This window comes from Bradyrhizobium sp. USDA 10063 (assembly GCF_054063735.1).
In genome coordinates this window covers 8,541,515-8,557,864 of sequence record NZ_JBSSGP010000002.1, presented here as the reverse complement: position 1 = coordinate 8,557,864, position 16,350 = coordinate 8,541,515, and the positions used below count along the sequence as shown (strand labels likewise).

Here is a 16,350-nt window from a genome sequence, read left to right as displayed (position 1 = left end):
ACGACCGACTGATATCGCTGGTGCCAGCAATCACCAGCACGAAGGCTGACATCATCGTTAGTTTACGCAAAATGGAATTCATCGCGGGTCTCCCATTTCGACGCGGAAAGTGTGCGCCTCACGGGTTCCCATCTTTGTGAACCAGTTCACAATTTCTGCAAGATTGCTGCCTCGCGCCGATCCACCCGAAGGCATGCCCGTGATATTGACCACCGACGAGGAGCGCGACGTCTGGATGCGCGCACCATGGGATGAGGCCAAGGCACTGTAGCGGCCGCTGTCGTTCGACAGCTCGGCGATATCCTGCCGCGTCACCTCGCTGGCGATCATCTTGCCGAGCTTCGGCTTGACCAAGCGCCGCAGGTGGCCTGCGACGTTCTTCCAGCTCTCGATCCGGGGGCGCATCTCGCCATCGGCCTTCCGTTCCAGTTGCTGCATCCATGTGATGCGGGCTTCGATGATCTCGGCGACCGTCCTGCCGTGCTTGCCCTCGTGTCGGTCACACCTATGGCCCGCGGGGTCAAACGCTGGCCTACGTCAAGGCTGGCGTGGCCTGGCATAACAATCGGGGCGACATCGCCAACAACAACGAATTCGGGGGGCGCTTTGCTGGGTTCCCGTGGCATAGAACGCAGTTCGATCGTTTCGGTTGGACTGTCGGAGTCGGCCTTGAGCAAGCGCTCACGCCTGCTTGGTCTGTCAAATTTGAGTACGACGGGACCCGTCTGGCAACCCCTCCCACTGTGCAGTTCCCGCCCCTTGCAATCATCCCCGCCAGTTGCTTACCTGCCGTGGACCGACTTCAGTGGTCGCGACAACCATCTGCTCCGGCCTGAAAACAACTTTCTATGATCAGCGCGGGACAGGTGGAGGGGGTGTTCAGGTGGAAGGCACGTTGTCCTACTTCCTCAGCAGAAATTTCAGCATTGGCATTGGCGCGCGGTATTGGGCAATGTGGACCAAAGACGACAGCAATGTCACGTACAACTGCAGCGGCTGCAGCGACCCAGGCATCCTAATTCAGGACCTTGCGCTTGTGAAATACAGCATGGAGCGATGGGCACGTTCTTACAGGCCTCCTACAAGTTTGACCTGAAGTGAGCAACTGCTGGACACCGAGAATGGCGTCTGCAATGAACGAGAAAAGTTTGGTCGTGAGTTCAGGATCGAAGCGTTGGTCAGGGACGCGGCGTGTTGGTGGCGCAAGCGGCAGCGATCCGAACGTGCACGAGAACATCTTGCGCAAGCGGGTCAAGGAGTTTGAGCCGATCCAGCGCGACACGAAGTTCGCCTGTGTCGGGAATCACCCGAGGATCTGGCTGGTCGGCGGACTGTGGCCGCCGGATCGAGCGGCTGGACCGTCTGCAAGGCTCGCGGGCACGCCTGCGAAGTCGGCGCAGGCCCTTCCAGGCCACGGCCAGAAACGCCGGAGCGCCAGGAGATCGAGCGGTTGCGCCGACGATCTGCCCTTCGCCCGTTCGAGCTGGCCGAGATGGTAGCAGGATCACCTTCAAGTCGAAGATACCCCGTGCTATGACCTTCTAAGCTATGCCTGCACAAGCAATACCATGCACCCGGCCCCCTATCAGCGACGTCGTCTCGTCTCCGTGATCACTTCCAGCCGTCACGTCGTCACATCCGACTTAAGCGTATGGTCAAGCATAGACACCAAACGATCTCTTTACGGAGATCCCGAACCTCCTCACAAACGTCAAAAGAAGATGGGCGAGACGACATTTACGGCCGGTCTTGCGTCTCGTCATCGTCATCCGCTCCGACTATCAAACGGAACAGCCCCTTCCGACTAGCTAGTTTGTGTCGCGAAACGCATTTCGCCCTTTAAAAATATGGGTTATCGCGCGATTTTCGCGCACGTTTTTTCTTGCGCCGTACATGTGCATAGTATCACATTTTTGGTATGAAGCATGTTGATTCGGAATCGCCTTCGGATGTCGCGCGCTGGCTGCGAAGCGAATCGACGAATCTCTGGCCTGCGCTTCTGGGTTCGCTGAGCCTGCGTCGGAGCCGGTGCATCCGCAAGAATTGCCCGGCGTGCCGGTCTGGCGAACAGCATCAAAGTTATGTGCTTTACGGTCGCGCGAACGGGCGTCGCGTTGCCGTCTACGTGCCGGAAGAGCTTGTGCCGGAGGTTCAGCACAGCCTGGACAACGGGCGCGCTCTGCAGGATCTGCTGCACCAGGCGGCACCGCGATACATCAAAGCGTTGAAGCGAGAACGCGCCGAAGCATCCAAGAGCAAGAAGAGCCGAGCGATGTGAGAGCGACGGCGCGACAGATCAGCTTTGCCGATTGGGAGCTGATGCGACAACGCGATCAGGGCATTCGCCTGGAACCGCTGCTGGAGGCGATATCCGGCTTTCTCGACGACCAGCGGGACGTCATCGAGCGCGTCCGGCGGGACTTGGTGCGTGGCCTGAAGCAGCCCGATAGCGGTCGTCACGGATTAACGGCGACGCAGGTTCTGCGCTCGCTGGTTTTGATGCGGCTCAAGAACTGGGACTATCGCGAGTTGCGTGAACGCATCGCAGATGGATTGACGCTTCGTCAGTTCACCGACTTCTACTGCGCGCCGGTGGCGAAGCATGACGCCTTTCAGCGTGGCTTCATCCGTCTGACCCCACAAACCCTGAGAGCGGTCAACGATTTGGTGGTTCGGGCAGCGGTCGAGCTCGGATTGGAGGACGGCGCGAAGTTGCGGGTCGACACCACGGTCGTGCAGACCGACATTCATCATCCGACCGACAACACGTTGCTATGGGATGTGGTCCGCGTCGTCACACGCTTGGTCCGCCGTCTGGCCAAAGCGCTGGAATTGCGAAGAATCAAGGGCTTTTGCGACCGCACGCGGGCGGCGCGGCGCCGGATGTACGAGATCCAGCGCATGACGACGAGGCAACGTCACGAGCAGCAGGCCCGCACATACCGAGTGCTCATCGACATCGCCGGGGAGGTCGTAGGCAACGCACGCGCGGGGCTCGAGAGAACCCGCACGATCCGCGGCAAGGACGTGCTCACCGCCATGGCCATCGAGCAACTGCGCGGACAGATCGAGCACTTCTGCCACCTGGGAGATCGTGTCATCGATCAGTCACGTCGTCGTGTGCTCCTTGGTGAGCAGCTCGCTACCGACGAGAAGATTTATTCCATCTTCGAGCCTCAAACCGACCTGATCAAGCGCGGCAAGGTGCGCACGCCGGTCGAGTTTGGCCACAAGGTCTTCCTCGCCGAAAGCGCTCAGGGCCTGATTACGCAATACGAGGTGCTCAAAGGCAATCCGCCCGACGAGGTTCACGTGGCATCTTCCCTCCAGCGCCACAGGCAGGCCTTTGGCCGCGCCCCGCAGTTGTATGGCTCGGATCGTGGCTTCTTCAGCGAGCAGAACCTCGCCTCGTGCAAGCACGCCGGCGTCAAGGTGGTCTGCATTCCACAACGTGGCGGCAAGCGGACGAGACGACGTGAAGCGTACGAGAAGAGCGCGGTCTTCAAGGATGGTCAGCGCTTTCGCGCCGGCATCGAGGGACGCATCTCCGTGTTGTTTCGAGGCCGCGGCATGAAGCGCTGCCTCGCCGAAGGACGCGACCGTTTCGAGCTGTGGGTCGGCGCCGCCGTGCTCGCCAACAATCTCATGAGGATCGCGGCGATGGTGGCGCGACCGTCACGCAAGCGAAAAGCTGCTTGATCGACACGACGGCCCGCCCGGTCACTCAAAGTGGCCGCGGCTCAGCACTTCCCAAGCTGACAAACGGCGCGCAACTCCGAACCGCACCGAAAAAATCGCCCGTTACGAGCTTGCCGATTCCGCCACTCTCCGTCACTTTATGCCCAATCTATCAACATAACTTCAATCGGACTCCCTAAGTTCAGCCGTTTCGCGACGGAAACTAGCTAAGCACATGGCCCGGAGTCGGGATCCATTTCACAAGTAGGCGGACCGGGTGATCGTTTGGGAACGAACGGGATTCTGGGGTCGAGAAGGCAGCTTCCATTGGCCGACAATCGAAGATGGTGTGATGCGCCTGTCGGCAGGACAGTTGTCAGCGCAGGTCGAAGGCCTCGGCTCAACTTCAGAAAGCTCTGATCTGCAAATTCACAAAATAACGTGTCAACACCAAGATTGAGTAGGTTCGGTCATAACCACGTTTGTGTACTGGTTACTCCTGTCGAAGCCTTGGTTCGCTTTGTTCTCTTGTGTTCGATTCCGTACTTCACCGGACACAAGAGACCTGCCGTCGAGACACTACCTTGGTGCCGACCAGTCTAGCTTCATTCACGCAAACGCGTCGCGCGACCTTAGCCTGGCGATGGTCTCAATCTCGGAGCCCTTTATTCGTAGGCCGGTCGGCACCACTTTACTGTCGATCGGCCTACTTCTGCTGGGAGCCCTGGCTTACGGGTCTTTGCCTCTGGCTTCTGTCCCAAACGTCGATTTCCCAACGATCTTTGTCTACGCTTTTCGACCTGGAGCTGGACCATCGGTGATGGCAGCGACTGTCGCCGCGCCGCTGGAGCGACGGCTTGGCGAAATCGCGGGTGTTAACCAAATCACATCAACGAGCACACTCGGGTCCACCTACGTTTCATTGCAGTTCGATATTGGCCGCAATCTGGACCGCGCTGCACGCGATGTGCAAGGCGCGATCAACGCGTCGCTGCCGGACATGCCGAGCGATCTGCCGTCAATCCCTCGCTTTTACAAGTCGAACACCTCCGGCGCCCCCGTTTACGTCCTCGCTCTCACCTCCAAGACGCTGTCGACTAGCGCGATCTACGACGTCGCTGACACCGTGCTCTTGCAACGAATGGCACAGGTGCCAGGCGTGGGAAACGTCGCGGTCAGCGGCGCCGAGCAGCCGGCGGTGCGCATCCAGTTGAATCCGGTGGCGCTTTCCAGCGCGGGCCTTTCAACTGAAGCAGTTCGAGCCGCGATCATTAACGCCAATCCGCTCGGGCCAGTCGGCATCTTCAACGGCGAGCGGCAGAGCGAAATGCTGGGGTTGAACCCGCAGATGCGCCGTGCGCAGGAGTTCCGCGGTATCGTAGTCAAGAGCTCGAACGGCAATTTCGTGCGCCTATCCGACGTCGCCGAAGTCGAGGACTCCGTCCGCAACGTTCGGTCGGTCGCTTGGTTCAACAACCAACCCGCGGTGTTGATTTATATTAGAAAGCAAGCCGACGCCAATGTCATCGACACGGTCGACGGGATCAAGGCATTGATCCCAGAGCTGAAGCAATGGATCCCGGCCGGCGTGGAAATCTCGACGCTGGTCGATCGCACCGGCACGATCCGCGCCAGCGTACGCGACATGCACCTGACCCTGCTGACGACTGCCGTTCTGGTAATGGTCGTTGTTTTCGTGTTTCTGCGTCGGATCATGCTGATGGTTGCCGCCGGCATCTCAGTGCCGCTAACGCTCGCCGGCTCCTGCGTCGGCATGTGGGGTGCAGGCTTCTCCATCGACAACCTGTCGCTGATGGCGCTCGCCATCTCGATCGGCTTCGTGATCGATGACACCATCGTCATGATCGAAAACATGTTTCGCAATCTGGAGCAAGGCATGCTGCCGTTCCGGGCGGCTCAGGAGGGCGCAAAGCAGATCGGCTTCACGGTTGTAACGATCTCGCTGTCGTTGATCGCCGCCTTCACGCCATTGATATTCATGGATGGCATCCTCGGCCGCATGTTACGCGAGTTCTCGATAACCCTCACCTTTGCCATCCTGATCTCAACGCTGGTCTCGCTCACGGTCACGCCGATGATCTGCGCGCATTACATCCGGCAGACGACCTCAAGCACCGCCACCCTATTCTACCGCGTCATCGAAGGCGCGCTGTCGCGCATCGTCGATGCCTATGTCAAGTCGTTGCGCGCCGTAATGAGGTTCCCGATTCTGATATTGTTGATATTCTTCGCGACGATCGCATTGACGGTGATACTCTACATCCAGACGCCCAAGGGCTATTTTCCGAGCGACGATTCTGGCATCATCATCGGCGCGACGCGTGCCTCCCCCGATACCTCCTTCCAAGCCATGCTGGGTTTGCACCGGCAACTCGCCGACGTCGTGATGACAGATCACGCGGTCGCCGGCATTGGATCGTTCATGGATGGAGGGAGCGGGCCTGGTGGTCAAGGGTCCAACGCCGGCTCGATGTTTATCAGCCTGAAACCGTCGGAAGAGCGCGATTGCATTTCGACCCAGCTTGTGATCGACCGGCTGCGCCACAAGCTTCAAGGCATTGCCGGCGTTCGCCTCTTCATGTTCGCAGTCCAGGACGTCGGCGCTGGCGGACGACAGAGCAATTCCGACTACCAGTATACGCTGTCCAGCACCGATCTCGATCTGTTGCACGAATGGGCGCCGATCGTGTACGAGCGTATGAAGACCGTCGAGGGAATCACGGATGTCTCCGCCGATCGCGAGCCCGGCGGATTACAGCTCAATCTCACGATCGATCGCCAGATGGCGTCACAACTCGGCATCCGTATCCAGGACATCGACAACGCGCTCAACAACGCATTCTCGCAGCGGCAGATCTCCGTCATCTATACCGAGCGGAACCAGTATGCCATCGTGCTGGAAATAGACCCAAAACTCCAGCACGATCCGTCCAATCTAGATCGCATCTACGTTGCCGGCGCCAATGGCGCGCAGGTGCCATTGTCGGCGGTAGTGCGCCAACAGCGCGGACTGGCGGCGCTGGCAGTGTACCATTCGCAGTCGTTTCCCTCGACCACGGTCTCGTTCAACCTCCTGCCGGACGTGCCGCTTCAGGTCGCCTTGGCGAACATCCAGCGAGCGGTCGAGGAGCTGCACATGCCCGAGGGTATTCGCGGCGGCTTTGATGGCGATGCCCGCGATTTTGCCAGGACCAGCGGACGGCAGCCGCTCCTGATTCTGAGCGCGCTGGTTGCGACATATATTGTGCTCGGCATGCTCTATGAAAATCTGGCCCATCCCTTGACCATCATCTCGACCCTGCCGTCGGCGGGACTGGGCGCGCTTCTGGCCTTGCAGATCACCAACACGCCGCTGACCGTGACCGCCTTCGTCGGGATCATCCTCTTAATCGGCATCGTCAAGAAGAACGGCATCATGGTGGTCGACTTTGCGCTCGAGGCCGAGCGCCAGCGCGGCATGTCTTCGACGGATGCGATCTTCGAAGCCTGCCGGGCGCGCTTCCGACCGATCCTCATGACGACAATCGCGGCGGTGTTCGCCGGCATCCCACTAGTCATTGCCACCGGCCCCGGCACCGAGCTCGGGCGTCCGCTCGGCATCTCCATTATCGGCGGGCTCTTGGTCTCGCAGATGCTGACCCTCTACACGACGCCCGTGATCTACCTTTTTATCGATGGACTGCGGAGAAGGTCCGAGGCGACCGGCGCTCACTGAAGGATATGCAGCAACTGGTATCTGCCGAGGAGCTATCTTGGTGTGGCGACAGGCTTCAAAGGTAGTGTCCGAAATCCGCCTAGCCTAGCCGGGTCAACCAGATCACGCGAACGCGGGTTGCTGTCATGTGTTGGTCAACACTATAGTTGATCTAAACGCATACTCAATCGAGATATCTTGCCATTGGTGTCGGTTTCGCCGGATTGGTTGCGCCGCGGTGTAAGGGCCAGCTAGGCGCCAACTGTTGAGCCCGATCGAAAGCGCGAAGGGTCATCGACGTCAAGGCCAGGTCCCGGTCAGCGTCCGCTTCCGACTGCCGTGGCGGTGGCCTGCAACACCTGCGTTTGCTTCATCGCGAGCGCCGCCGCTCAAGACCCTACTATAGCGCATGGCTCTTGCACGTTACGCTCGTCATTTTCTTGAAGCGCAACACCTCCCCGGCTAGTAGGCCTAATGCTCTGGGCTTCGATGATGTCCGTTGCCAGGTCAACCCGCGATTTCGGTCGCTCGTGAAGTAGGGTGCCGGAGCGCTCGTCTGAGCTCAGCGAACTGGTGGAACATGACCAACAGCGCAATCATTCCGGCACCCAGCTCAGCGATTGCTTGACTGGCCAACAGTCCGTTGAAACCCGATATGACCGGGAATAACAGTATGGCCGGTACGAAGAGATAGCCCTGCCTCGCGAAGGACACTACCGCACTGAGGCGAGCTCTGCCGAACGACTGAAGCATCGTCGTCACGAAACTCTCAATACCAAAAAGTCCAAAGAAGAGATGGAAGACGATGCAGGTCGAGACGGCAATTTCCGTGACCTTATCGCTATCGCTGAACAGCCTGACCAAAGGCCGGGCAAAAATCACAACGGCCGCAGAATACGCAACGGAAAGAGCGACAGTCATAGAGAGCATGAACTTCGCAGCTTTCAGTACACGAGCAAAGTCGCGTGCGCCCCAACCGAAACCCAGGACAGCTTGAGAGCCAATACAGAAGCCGGTGATAGGCAGTGCGCCGATCGTCAAGATTCGCACAGCTATCCCCACGGCCGCGATGGACTCGTCGCCGAACGGCGCAGCAGCTCCGTACAAGAGCATAACGGCAATAGCAGATAAAATACTGGTCATGGTCGCCGGCGCTCCTATGAACGCGAGCTGTCCGATGCGATCTGCTCGCAACGAGATGTGAGATATCCTGACGAGGACTATCCCGCGAAGCTTCGTAAAATACGCGATATAGAGGCTAATAGCAGCGATCTGAGATGCCAGCGTTGCGAGGGCTGCGCCTCGCACACCGAGGTCCAGTAGGAGTATGAAGACGGGATCAAGCACAGCGTTCAGTATGAAGGCGGTAATCATCGTCCACATGCTGAATCGTGTGTTGCCTTCGGCTCTGACGATGAAGCCGTTGACGATGTTTAGAAGCATCAGGGTGTACCCGAACAAAAGCGTCGCCGCGTAGTCGAGCGCCATGGGCATGATGGTTGGAGTTGCCCCGAGCGTTACGAAGATCTCTCGCAGACTTAGAAGCAGAGCGACGGTAATCATGATACCGATCGGAGCGGCGAGCGCGAGTGCGGTGCTCGCGCCTCGACTCGCCTCCAGGTACTCACCAGCGCCAAGATGACGAGATATGAACGACGCTGTTCCAACACCGATCCCCTGTCCGGCTGCCGCGAGCAGGACCACGATCGGCAAGGTCATGCTGACCGCTGCGATCGCCTGCGCGCCAAGTGCGCCAACAAAGATCGCGTTGACGACCTGCTGTAACGCGTTGATCGATAAGCCAACAACAGACGGAATGGCGAGCCGCAGGATAAGGCTTGAGAGATTGGGGTCCGACAGATCGACGTGCTGTTTTTTCTTTGGCATCACATCGCGATTGCTCTCGACGGCGAATTCCGCATCGGGCTTATTCATGGATTAAAGTGTCGCGAGCTCTTCCGAATTCGCTGATCGTCTGCAACAGCTCCTGTTGCAACACCGTGCAAAGATTACGGGTCACCTCATAACCGACCTGGTTTGGATCATACCTCGTTTCGATCTGTAGATGGCCGGCTTGATATCCGACATCGAACCAGAAGAGGTGAATCGCGGCCGCTTCATCCATGTCTTCGCCGATCCAGAGTGGAGAAGGTTCCTTGGCTAGGAGACGGCGTGGAAAATGGCGCTGCAAACCCGCTCGATAATTCAATCCAATTCTGGGTAAGGGCAGGCGATCGATCCGGCTCCGCACGGCTGGATCTCGGTTTAGGAATTTCATGGCCCGAAAGCCTATTCCCCTGCGCGGCAGAGCATTGCGCTGGCGGTATATTGCACGAGCACGATCGGGACGGGTCTCCGTTCCGGTGAGACTCAAGGGAAGCGGAACGAGCTCGCTGATATGGCCGATGATCTGAGATGGATCGAGATCGTCAAACAGCCGACCTCGGGTTGAAGTAAGGCTATCAATCCAGAGCGAATAGTTGCCGAAAACGCGTCCAAAGGCGCCAGATATGGCGGCAAGAAACACATCAAAGTCCTGACAATGCGCCAATCTCGCTGCAATATTGAGGAGATCAGCTGTCGCTTCTTTGTCAATCTCAAGATGGTACTTGGCCTGATCTTCCCAAAGGGATAGGCAATTCGCTTCATCCATGCCACCTTCAACGCGCGCATAGTGAAGCGCTCTCGCGGTCACCTTCGAAAAGCTCGGGCCGCGCGATGAAGTGTCGCTGATGTGCAAATTGAACTGATGGTAGTCAATCCTTTCCCAGTATTCGAGTTCGGCTGGCGCTTCGCTGTTCGCGTAGTGCTCAAGGCGCTTCAACCATGGAGAGAGCATTTGTATGTTCTCGGGACCACTCACGGCATGGCCTGAGGCAAGGGCGTTGTACGCCGCATCCAATGCTTCCAGGAACAATCGATAGCCTATCCCGTCCGCTACAAAATGATGCATCAGGATCAGCAGATAGTAATCGTCGCTTTCCGATGTGCGGAACACCGTGACGTTAACAAGAGGCGTCTGGCCGTCGAACCGAAACATATGTTGACGTCTTGCTGAGGTGCTCTCGATTGCCTTACGCTGCTGTAGGCCGGTCATTCCGACAAGATCGATCTCCTCCACGAGCCGTTCGGCCACGCAAGGTCCGATTGTCGGACGTAGACCATCGTCGGTTCGGGCAATACGGAGTCTGAGGCCCTCGTGCCTTTCCATGACGTGGGCAAGGGCGCGCTCCAGCATTCGGATATTCAAGACGCCGCCGGGCAAGAAGAAGAGATCACCGATGTTGAAATGCTCATCGAAGCCGACAAGACGGTTCCAAGATGAGATTGCGGGGGTCACTGGCAATGAGCCATCCGCGGAAGGGAAGGTATGGAGTGTAACCGCCGCTTCGTCTGCCGCCAATTCCCTGATGGTCGGTGTTCGGTAGAGTTGGTCGACAGTAAGATTCAGCCCGGCTTTGCGCGCCAGCGTGACGCAGCGCACGCTCAGAAGAGAGTCTCCGCCGATATCAAAGAAGCTCTGATCGAGTTCAACCCACTTGGCACCTAATAGATCCTGCCAGATCTCAGCAAGAATACGCTCCTTCCTCGTGCGAGGCTCAGCAGATGGAACAGACCCGACCTCCCGGTAAGGAACGGACGACAGGCGAGCACGATCTATCTTTCCGCTCGCCGTAAGGGGGATACTCTCCACCAAACGGAAAGCGGCGGGAATCATGTAGGACGGCAATGTGTGGCGCAGGTGGGTGACAATATCTCCAGAGCTTAGACTGTCGCGAGCCGGAACCACGCTAGCGGTCAAGCGACGAGGGTTATCCATGCCTTCTGCGACGACCGCGGCCTTTGCGATTGCCGGATGAGACTCAAGGGCCGTTTCGACCTCCTCCAGCTCGATGCGAAAGCCCCGTACTTTGATCTGGTTGTCCGATCGGCCGTAAATCTCGAGAAGGCCCCTGGTTGAGATGCGTGCGATATCGCCACTTCGATAAAGAATGCTGTATTGTCCGTCATCATACGGATTCGGCACGAAACAGCGGTTGGTCCGATCTTGATCCCGCCAGTACCCAGCGCTCACGCAGCGTCCCGCGATGCACAGTTCGCCGGCGGCTCCGACAGGGACTCTCTTTAACTGGGCATCGAGCACGTAGAGTTTGACGTTATCGATTGGGCGCCCAACGGGGACGAGCGACGGGCCGTCGTAGCCATCCGATGTTTCGTAGACTGCTGCATTGGATGCACATTCCGTAGCACCATAGAAGTTCCACAACGGCACCTCCGGGAAATGCGCACGCCAGCGAACGGGGAGCGAGGAAGGCATCGGTTCGGCGCTGCTTGTGACCAACCGCAACGCGGTCGGTCGCGGGTGCCGTTCTTGGGAAGCAATGACGCCGGACAGGAGTGGCGGCGAGGCAAATAAGTGTGTCACGCGACGTCTCGCCAACGTGCACAACAACAGATCTGGATCCAGCAACTGCTCTTGGGTTAGGATCAGCGCGGGCACACCTTTCAGAAGCCCCCCAAAGTACTCCCAAGCGGACGCAACAAGTGATGCGGACTTCTGGACAACCATCACGTCGGTATTGGCGAAGGGAAAGCGTCGCCACATCCAGTTCAGTCGATTGAGAATTGCCGATTCCGGTATAAGAACCCCCTTCGCCATCCCGGTTGAGGACGACGTGTACATAAGGCTCGCAATTCCCTGATCTGATAGTTTGTCGCTGCACTCGAAATCGTGCGCAGGCGCGCCGCACCCTTCTAGGGTCAATAGACAAATCGACGGCATGTCAAAAACAAGGTCAGAGGTATTTGCGTGAACCAAAAGCTTTGCCTGACTATCTCGCAGGATATGTTCGATCCGATCACGCGGATAATCCGGCGATATAGGGACAACAATGGACTGCAAGGCTCGTGCCGCAAGAATAACAGCGGCCACGTCAGGCGACCGGTCGACCAGCATGGCGATCATATCGCCAGCCCCCACGTGCGAAGCCCGCAGTAGCGACCTGATAGCTGTTACGCGCTCACGCAGTTGGCCGAATGTGATCTCACCGAAATCACCAAAATATGCCACCTGGCTGCGATTAGAAACGCTGATTTGCTCGAACGCTTCGACAAGCGGACATTCAGTCTCATATGGCGGCGCCGAGCCATCCAGCGAGTCCAGCATAGTGACGTCTGACGCGCTGAGGTAGCTCAGATCTTTGATGGGCGCAAGCGGCTTCTCAATGCAGGCAGCAATCAGACAGCGCAGATTGTCGGCCATGCGGACAATCAGATCGCTGGAAAATATGTCTTCCGCATACGCTAGCTGGAGGGCAATTTCATCGCCCTGATCTTGTGCGTACAATGTCAGATCGAACTTTACATAGCCGGTCTCATATTCGCGGAATGTCAGATCCAACTCATGTTCGGCAAGTGGCTCCGCGGCCTCGGAGTACATGTTGAACATGACCTGGAAGATCGGTGATCGTCCCGCTTCGCGATATAGCCGGGTATCCCTTACCATCCAGCCGAACGGATATGCCGAATTTGCGATGGCATCGCTGACCAGGCCCTGGATGCGCAAGGCATGAACCGCAAAGGACTGGCCGACATCGAGCGCGGTGCGGATTGGCAGCATATTCAGGAAAAAGCCGACAATTTCGGCACTGCCAGGTTGATCCCGTACAACGTGCGGTATGCCAACGATAATATCGTCCTGACCGCTATACATCCGCAGCAGCAGCTTGAAGCATGCGAGGAGTGTCGTCGACGTGGTGCACCTATGTCGGCGCGCAAACTCCCGTACCTGATTGGAGAGCTCGCTGCCAAGCAGCACCGCATGGGACGCGCCGCGGTAGGAATTTGTCTGCGGCCGCGCTCGTCCCGTTCCTAGCGAAAGCAACGGCGGATCATCACCAATCTGACGACGCCAATAGCTGCGTTGGTTGGCCAGCGCCTCTGGAGTAGTGTGTTGTGCTTCCCAGGCCGCGTAGGTCGAGAGCGACGCGCGGCTCTCTGGCAAAAACGCCGCGGCATCTACGTACCTTCGTCGAAGGTCCCTGATTAGAACAGAAATCGACCAAGCATCGATGATAATTTCGTGAGCGGTGATCAGTATGAGATGGTTGTCAGGGCCAAAACGGATCATGCGCGCGCGAAACAGATGGCCTTGGCTGAGATCAAAGCTGCCGTTCAGCTCTGTTCGCCGTAACTCTGCGATCAGCTCCTCAGCTTCCTGCGCCGTGAGATGAGATGCATCAGCCAATTCAAGACTTGCGCATTGCGGAGCATCAAAAAGCTGAACCGGACCGTCCTCGTCGATAAAGCGTGCCGAAAGTGCCTGATGGGACTGAACGACATCGGTCCAGGCGCGACTGAACGCGGCCAGATCGATGATGCCCCTTATTCGCAGGCCGCCTTGAATGATGTAGTTCCTGGCAGACGGATCGAGCTGCGAGAGAAACCATAGGTGCTCCTGAACTCGAGTCAGAGGCGATCGCGTAAGCTTTCCGTACGTCGGGGCTGTGCACGGTTTGGTTTCGACTCGGGCCGAGATCGAAGCCGCAAGAGATCGGATCGTTCCATTCAGGACCAGCCTGAAATCCGTTCTCACTCCGAGCAGGGTCTGCAACTGGCCCAATATGCGCATTGCCCGGAGCGAGTCTCCGCCGAGGCTTATGAACTGGTCATTCACGCCAATGTTCTCAATACGCAGAGCGCCGGACCAAATTTGACACAGCTTGGCTTCGAGCTCTGTTTGCGGCTCCTCGAATGGCGTCGGCAATGGAGGTCGAACACTGGTCGGGTCCGGCAATGCTCCAAAATCGACCTTTCCGTTTCTGGTCAGTGGAATACCGGCGACGTGGATGATCCTTTCTGGGAGCATGTAGGTGGGAAGCGCTTCGGCAAGAAAGTTCTGAAGCTCGCCTTCCCCCACTTCAGCCGGAGCTGACACATACACGATGAGTCGTCTCGATCCAGTTTCCCCGTCGGCCCTGGTTATGTCTCTCGCCGTAAGCTTTACGCCTGCGCAGACGGAGGCGACCGCGACGGCGCCACGTACCAATTGATGAGCGGAGAGGCGGGCCTCGATTTCTCCCAGCTCAATTCTGTGCCCGCGGATTTTGACCTGACGGTCCCGTCGACCGAGACATTCCAAGAGGCCATCGGAACGAACGCGCCCGAGATCACCTGTCCTGTATAGGCACTGGAACGACGGGTCGTTTGAGAACGGGTTCGGCCCAAAGGCATCCTTGGTGCGGACATCGTCATTGACGTAACCAGCAGCGACACCAACGCCGCTAACACAGATTTCGCCAACCTCTCCCGTGTTGCACAGCCGCGGTCCGTCGGCGATATAAACCTCAAGGTTAGAAATCGGTTTGCCGATCGGCACATAGGGGGCAGCCAGCGCAGGCGGTACGGAAACCAGATGATGCGTAACGCCGTCCGCGCACTCGGTCGGCCCGTAGTGGTTGAGAATGGGGACCTGGGGATATAAGGCAAGCCACGCGCGCGCTAGTCCGGGTGTTAGAGGTTCTCCGACCGTAGAAATAATCCGCAAACTGTCCAGAGCTCGCTCGGCCGCTGCAAGCGACTGCAGATATTCAACAAATGCTGCAAGCATCGACGGAACGAATTGAACAACCGTCACGCCGTATCCTTGAATTGCTTGGAGAAGGGATACTGGCGATTTCAGTGTCGCATCGTCAATGATCGCGATACAGCCTCCGACGCAAAGCCCTGCCAGAAGCTGCCACAGCGAGATGTCAAAGCAGTGCGATGCCGTCTGCGCGACGCAATCCGTCCGAGTGAGTGTTAGAGCATCAATCTTTGCCACCAAATGATTGTTTAGGGCTGCGCGCTCGATCATTGCGCCCTTGGGCTGGCCCGTCGAACCAGACGTGAACAGAATGTAGGCGAGTCCATCCTCGCTCGATGATGGCACAACAGACGACGTCTGGGCCTCGCGCAGCGCTGCCTCTATCGCCACGAATTGCGTGGTGCCTTTGCTGTTCGCCTGGAATAAGCTGACCGAATCCAGCTGGTCTTGGCCAATAATCAGAGCACAGCGACTCTGCTCGATCATGAACAATGTGCGCGAAGCCGGTAACGATGGATCGAGCGGTAGGTACGTTGATCCAGCCTTCAAAATTGCGACTACCGCCGTTGCCCAGTCGAGGTCCCGCTCACCCCAATAGCCGACCACCGCGCCGTGAGCGCCCTGCTCTCGTAACATCCTTGCGAGAGCATCCGATCTTAAACGCAGCGCCTTGTAGGTAAGTTCGTCTGCGCCGTACCTCAGCGCTACCCTCTCCGGATCCGATCTTGCAAGGCGATCGATCGCCGTAATCGCGTCGATCGGTTGACGTTCCACAAGCTGATTTTTGCCTGATCGATTTTCCGTAGGCATACGCGTCCCGCCATTCATCGCCTTCTGCGGCCCTTAAATCAGAACACCGAGGATCCTGATTGAGGTGTGCATTGCGTAGCCACCCTGGTTCTGCCAGTCATAGTGCCGTTTTGCCCGTTTGTTAGCTTCTCGTCCTTTCCGTTCACTTCTGTTTCCTCGATGATCGGCAGGGGAACACGGCCGGACGCTAGGGCCTCAAGTTGGCGTTCGCATCTACCGGATCTTGTAGTAGACACGCGATAGTCTGCATGGCACCCGCAAACAACGTGTCCAGAAACTCGTTCCGGCTTGTGATTTCTTACATTTGTAGACGCCCGGACTATGGTTGGGCTCTCCTCATGGAAGCGGACTTGGCGCTCGCCGGGGCGCAGGTCGCCTGCGGCGCCCAAGCGATGACATCGATTGTGCAAGAACCAACCCAGAGGCGTGTTGCCGTTTTCCACGAGGCCGGCGTTGTATGCATAGCCGCTGAAGGGCAGTCGTTAAGCGCTCAAAGATTTTGACGCTCTTGGCTATAACGAGATAGCTATGGGCAGCGTAACGAGTCGTGGGCGTGCCGAAC

Annotated in this window: 6 protein-coding genes and 2 pseudogenes; 4 read left to right on the top strand and 4 right to left on the bottom strand. The window is 57.9% G+C overall.

Annotated features, from left to right (window positions below):
- Positions 1-78: 78 nt before the first annotated feature.
- Positions 79-438 (bottom strand): hypothetical protein, encoded by a 360-nt coding sequence (locus ACVJGD_RS42035; RefSeq protein ID WP_456639578.1) that lies wholly within the window; start codon positions 436-438, stop codon positions 79-81.
- A 65-nt stretch (positions 439-503) separates the two neighbouring features.
- On the opposite strand from ACVJGD_RS42035, the pseudogene ACVJGD_RS42030 reads away from it, so the two are divergent.
- From ACVJGD_RS42030 to ACVJGD_RS42015, 4 genes and pseudogenes are all read left to right on the top strand, one after another.
- Positions 504-836 (top strand): annotated as a pseudogene (locus ACVJGD_RS42030) (outer membrane protein); the annotation flags it as partial.
- A gap of 1,082 nt (positions 837-1,918) precedes the next feature.
- Positions 1,919-2,278 carry a DUF6788 family protein gene (locus tag ACVJGD_RS42025; protein ID WP_456639577.1) on the top strand — a complete coding sequence of 120 codons (360 nt, stop codon included), beginning with the start codon at positions 1,919-1,921 and terminating at the stop codon, positions 2,276-2,278.
- A gap of 41 nt (positions 2,279-2,319) precedes the next feature.
- On the top strand, positions 2,320-3,699 hold the full coding sequence (locus ACVJGD_RS42020; protein ID WP_456639576.1) for an ISNCY family transposase: 1,380 nt from the start codon (positions 2,320-2,322) through the stop codon (positions 3,697-3,699).
- A 622-nt stretch (positions 3,700-4,321) separates the two neighbouring features.
- On the top strand, positions 4,322-7,414 hold the full coding sequence (locus ACVJGD_RS42015; protein ID WP_456639575.1) for an efflux RND transporter permease subunit: 3,093 nt from the start codon (positions 4,322-4,324) through the stop codon (positions 7,412-7,414).
- A 152-nt stretch (positions 7,415-7,566) separates the two neighbouring features.
- Here the strand turns inward: ACVJGD_RS42015 and ACVJGD_RS42010 are convergent.
- The 3 genes and pseudogenes from ACVJGD_RS42010 to ACVJGD_RS42000 form a co-directional block, all read right to left on the bottom strand.
- Positions 7,567-7,692: pseudogene (locus ACVJGD_RS42010) on the bottom strand (transposase); the annotation flags it as partial.
- Positions 7,693-7,900: 208 nt separating this feature from the next.
- Positions 7,901-9,328 (bottom strand): MATE family efflux transporter, encoded by a 1,428-nt coding sequence (locus ACVJGD_RS42005; protein ID WP_456639574.1) that lies wholly within the window; start codon positions 9,326-9,328, stop codon positions 7,901-7,903.
- On the bottom strand, positions 9,321-15,806 hold the full coding sequence (locus ACVJGD_RS42000) for an amino acid adenylation domain-containing protein (RefSeq protein ID WP_456639573.1): 6,486 nt from the start codon (positions 15,804-15,806) through the stop codon (positions 9,321-9,323). Before ACVJGD_RS42000 ends, ACVJGD_RS42005 begins: the two co-directional genes overlap by 8 nt.
- Between the last annotated feature and the right edge of the window lie 544 nt (positions 15,807-16,350).

Bases quoted from the DNA above. Each gene is read 5' to 3' on its own strand.
- ACVJGD_RS42005 (WP_456639574.1), bottom strand. From the start codon at position 9,328: ATGAATAAGCCCGATGCGGAATTCGCCGTCGAGAGCAATCGCGATGTG.
- ACVJGD_RS42000 (WP_456639573.1), bottom strand. From the start codon at position 15,806: ATGAATGGCGGGACGCGTATGCCTACGGAAAATCGATCAGGCAAAAAT.
- ACVJGD_RS42025 (WP_456639577.1), top strand. From the start codon at position 1,919: ATGAAGCATGTTGATTCGGAATCGCCTTCGGATGTCGCGCGCTGGCTG.
- ACVJGD_RS42020 (WP_456639576.1), top strand. From the start codon at position 2,320: ATGCGACAACGCGATCAGGGCATTCGCCTGGAACCGCTGCTGGAGGCG.
- ACVJGD_RS42035 (WP_456639578.1), bottom strand. From the start codon at position 438: ATGCAGCAACTGGAACGGAAGGCCGATGGCGAGATGCGCCCCCGGATC.
- ACVJGD_RS42015 (WP_456639575.1), top strand. From the start codon at position 4,322: ATGGTCTCAATCTCGGAGCCCTTTATTCGTAGGCCGGTCGGCACCACT.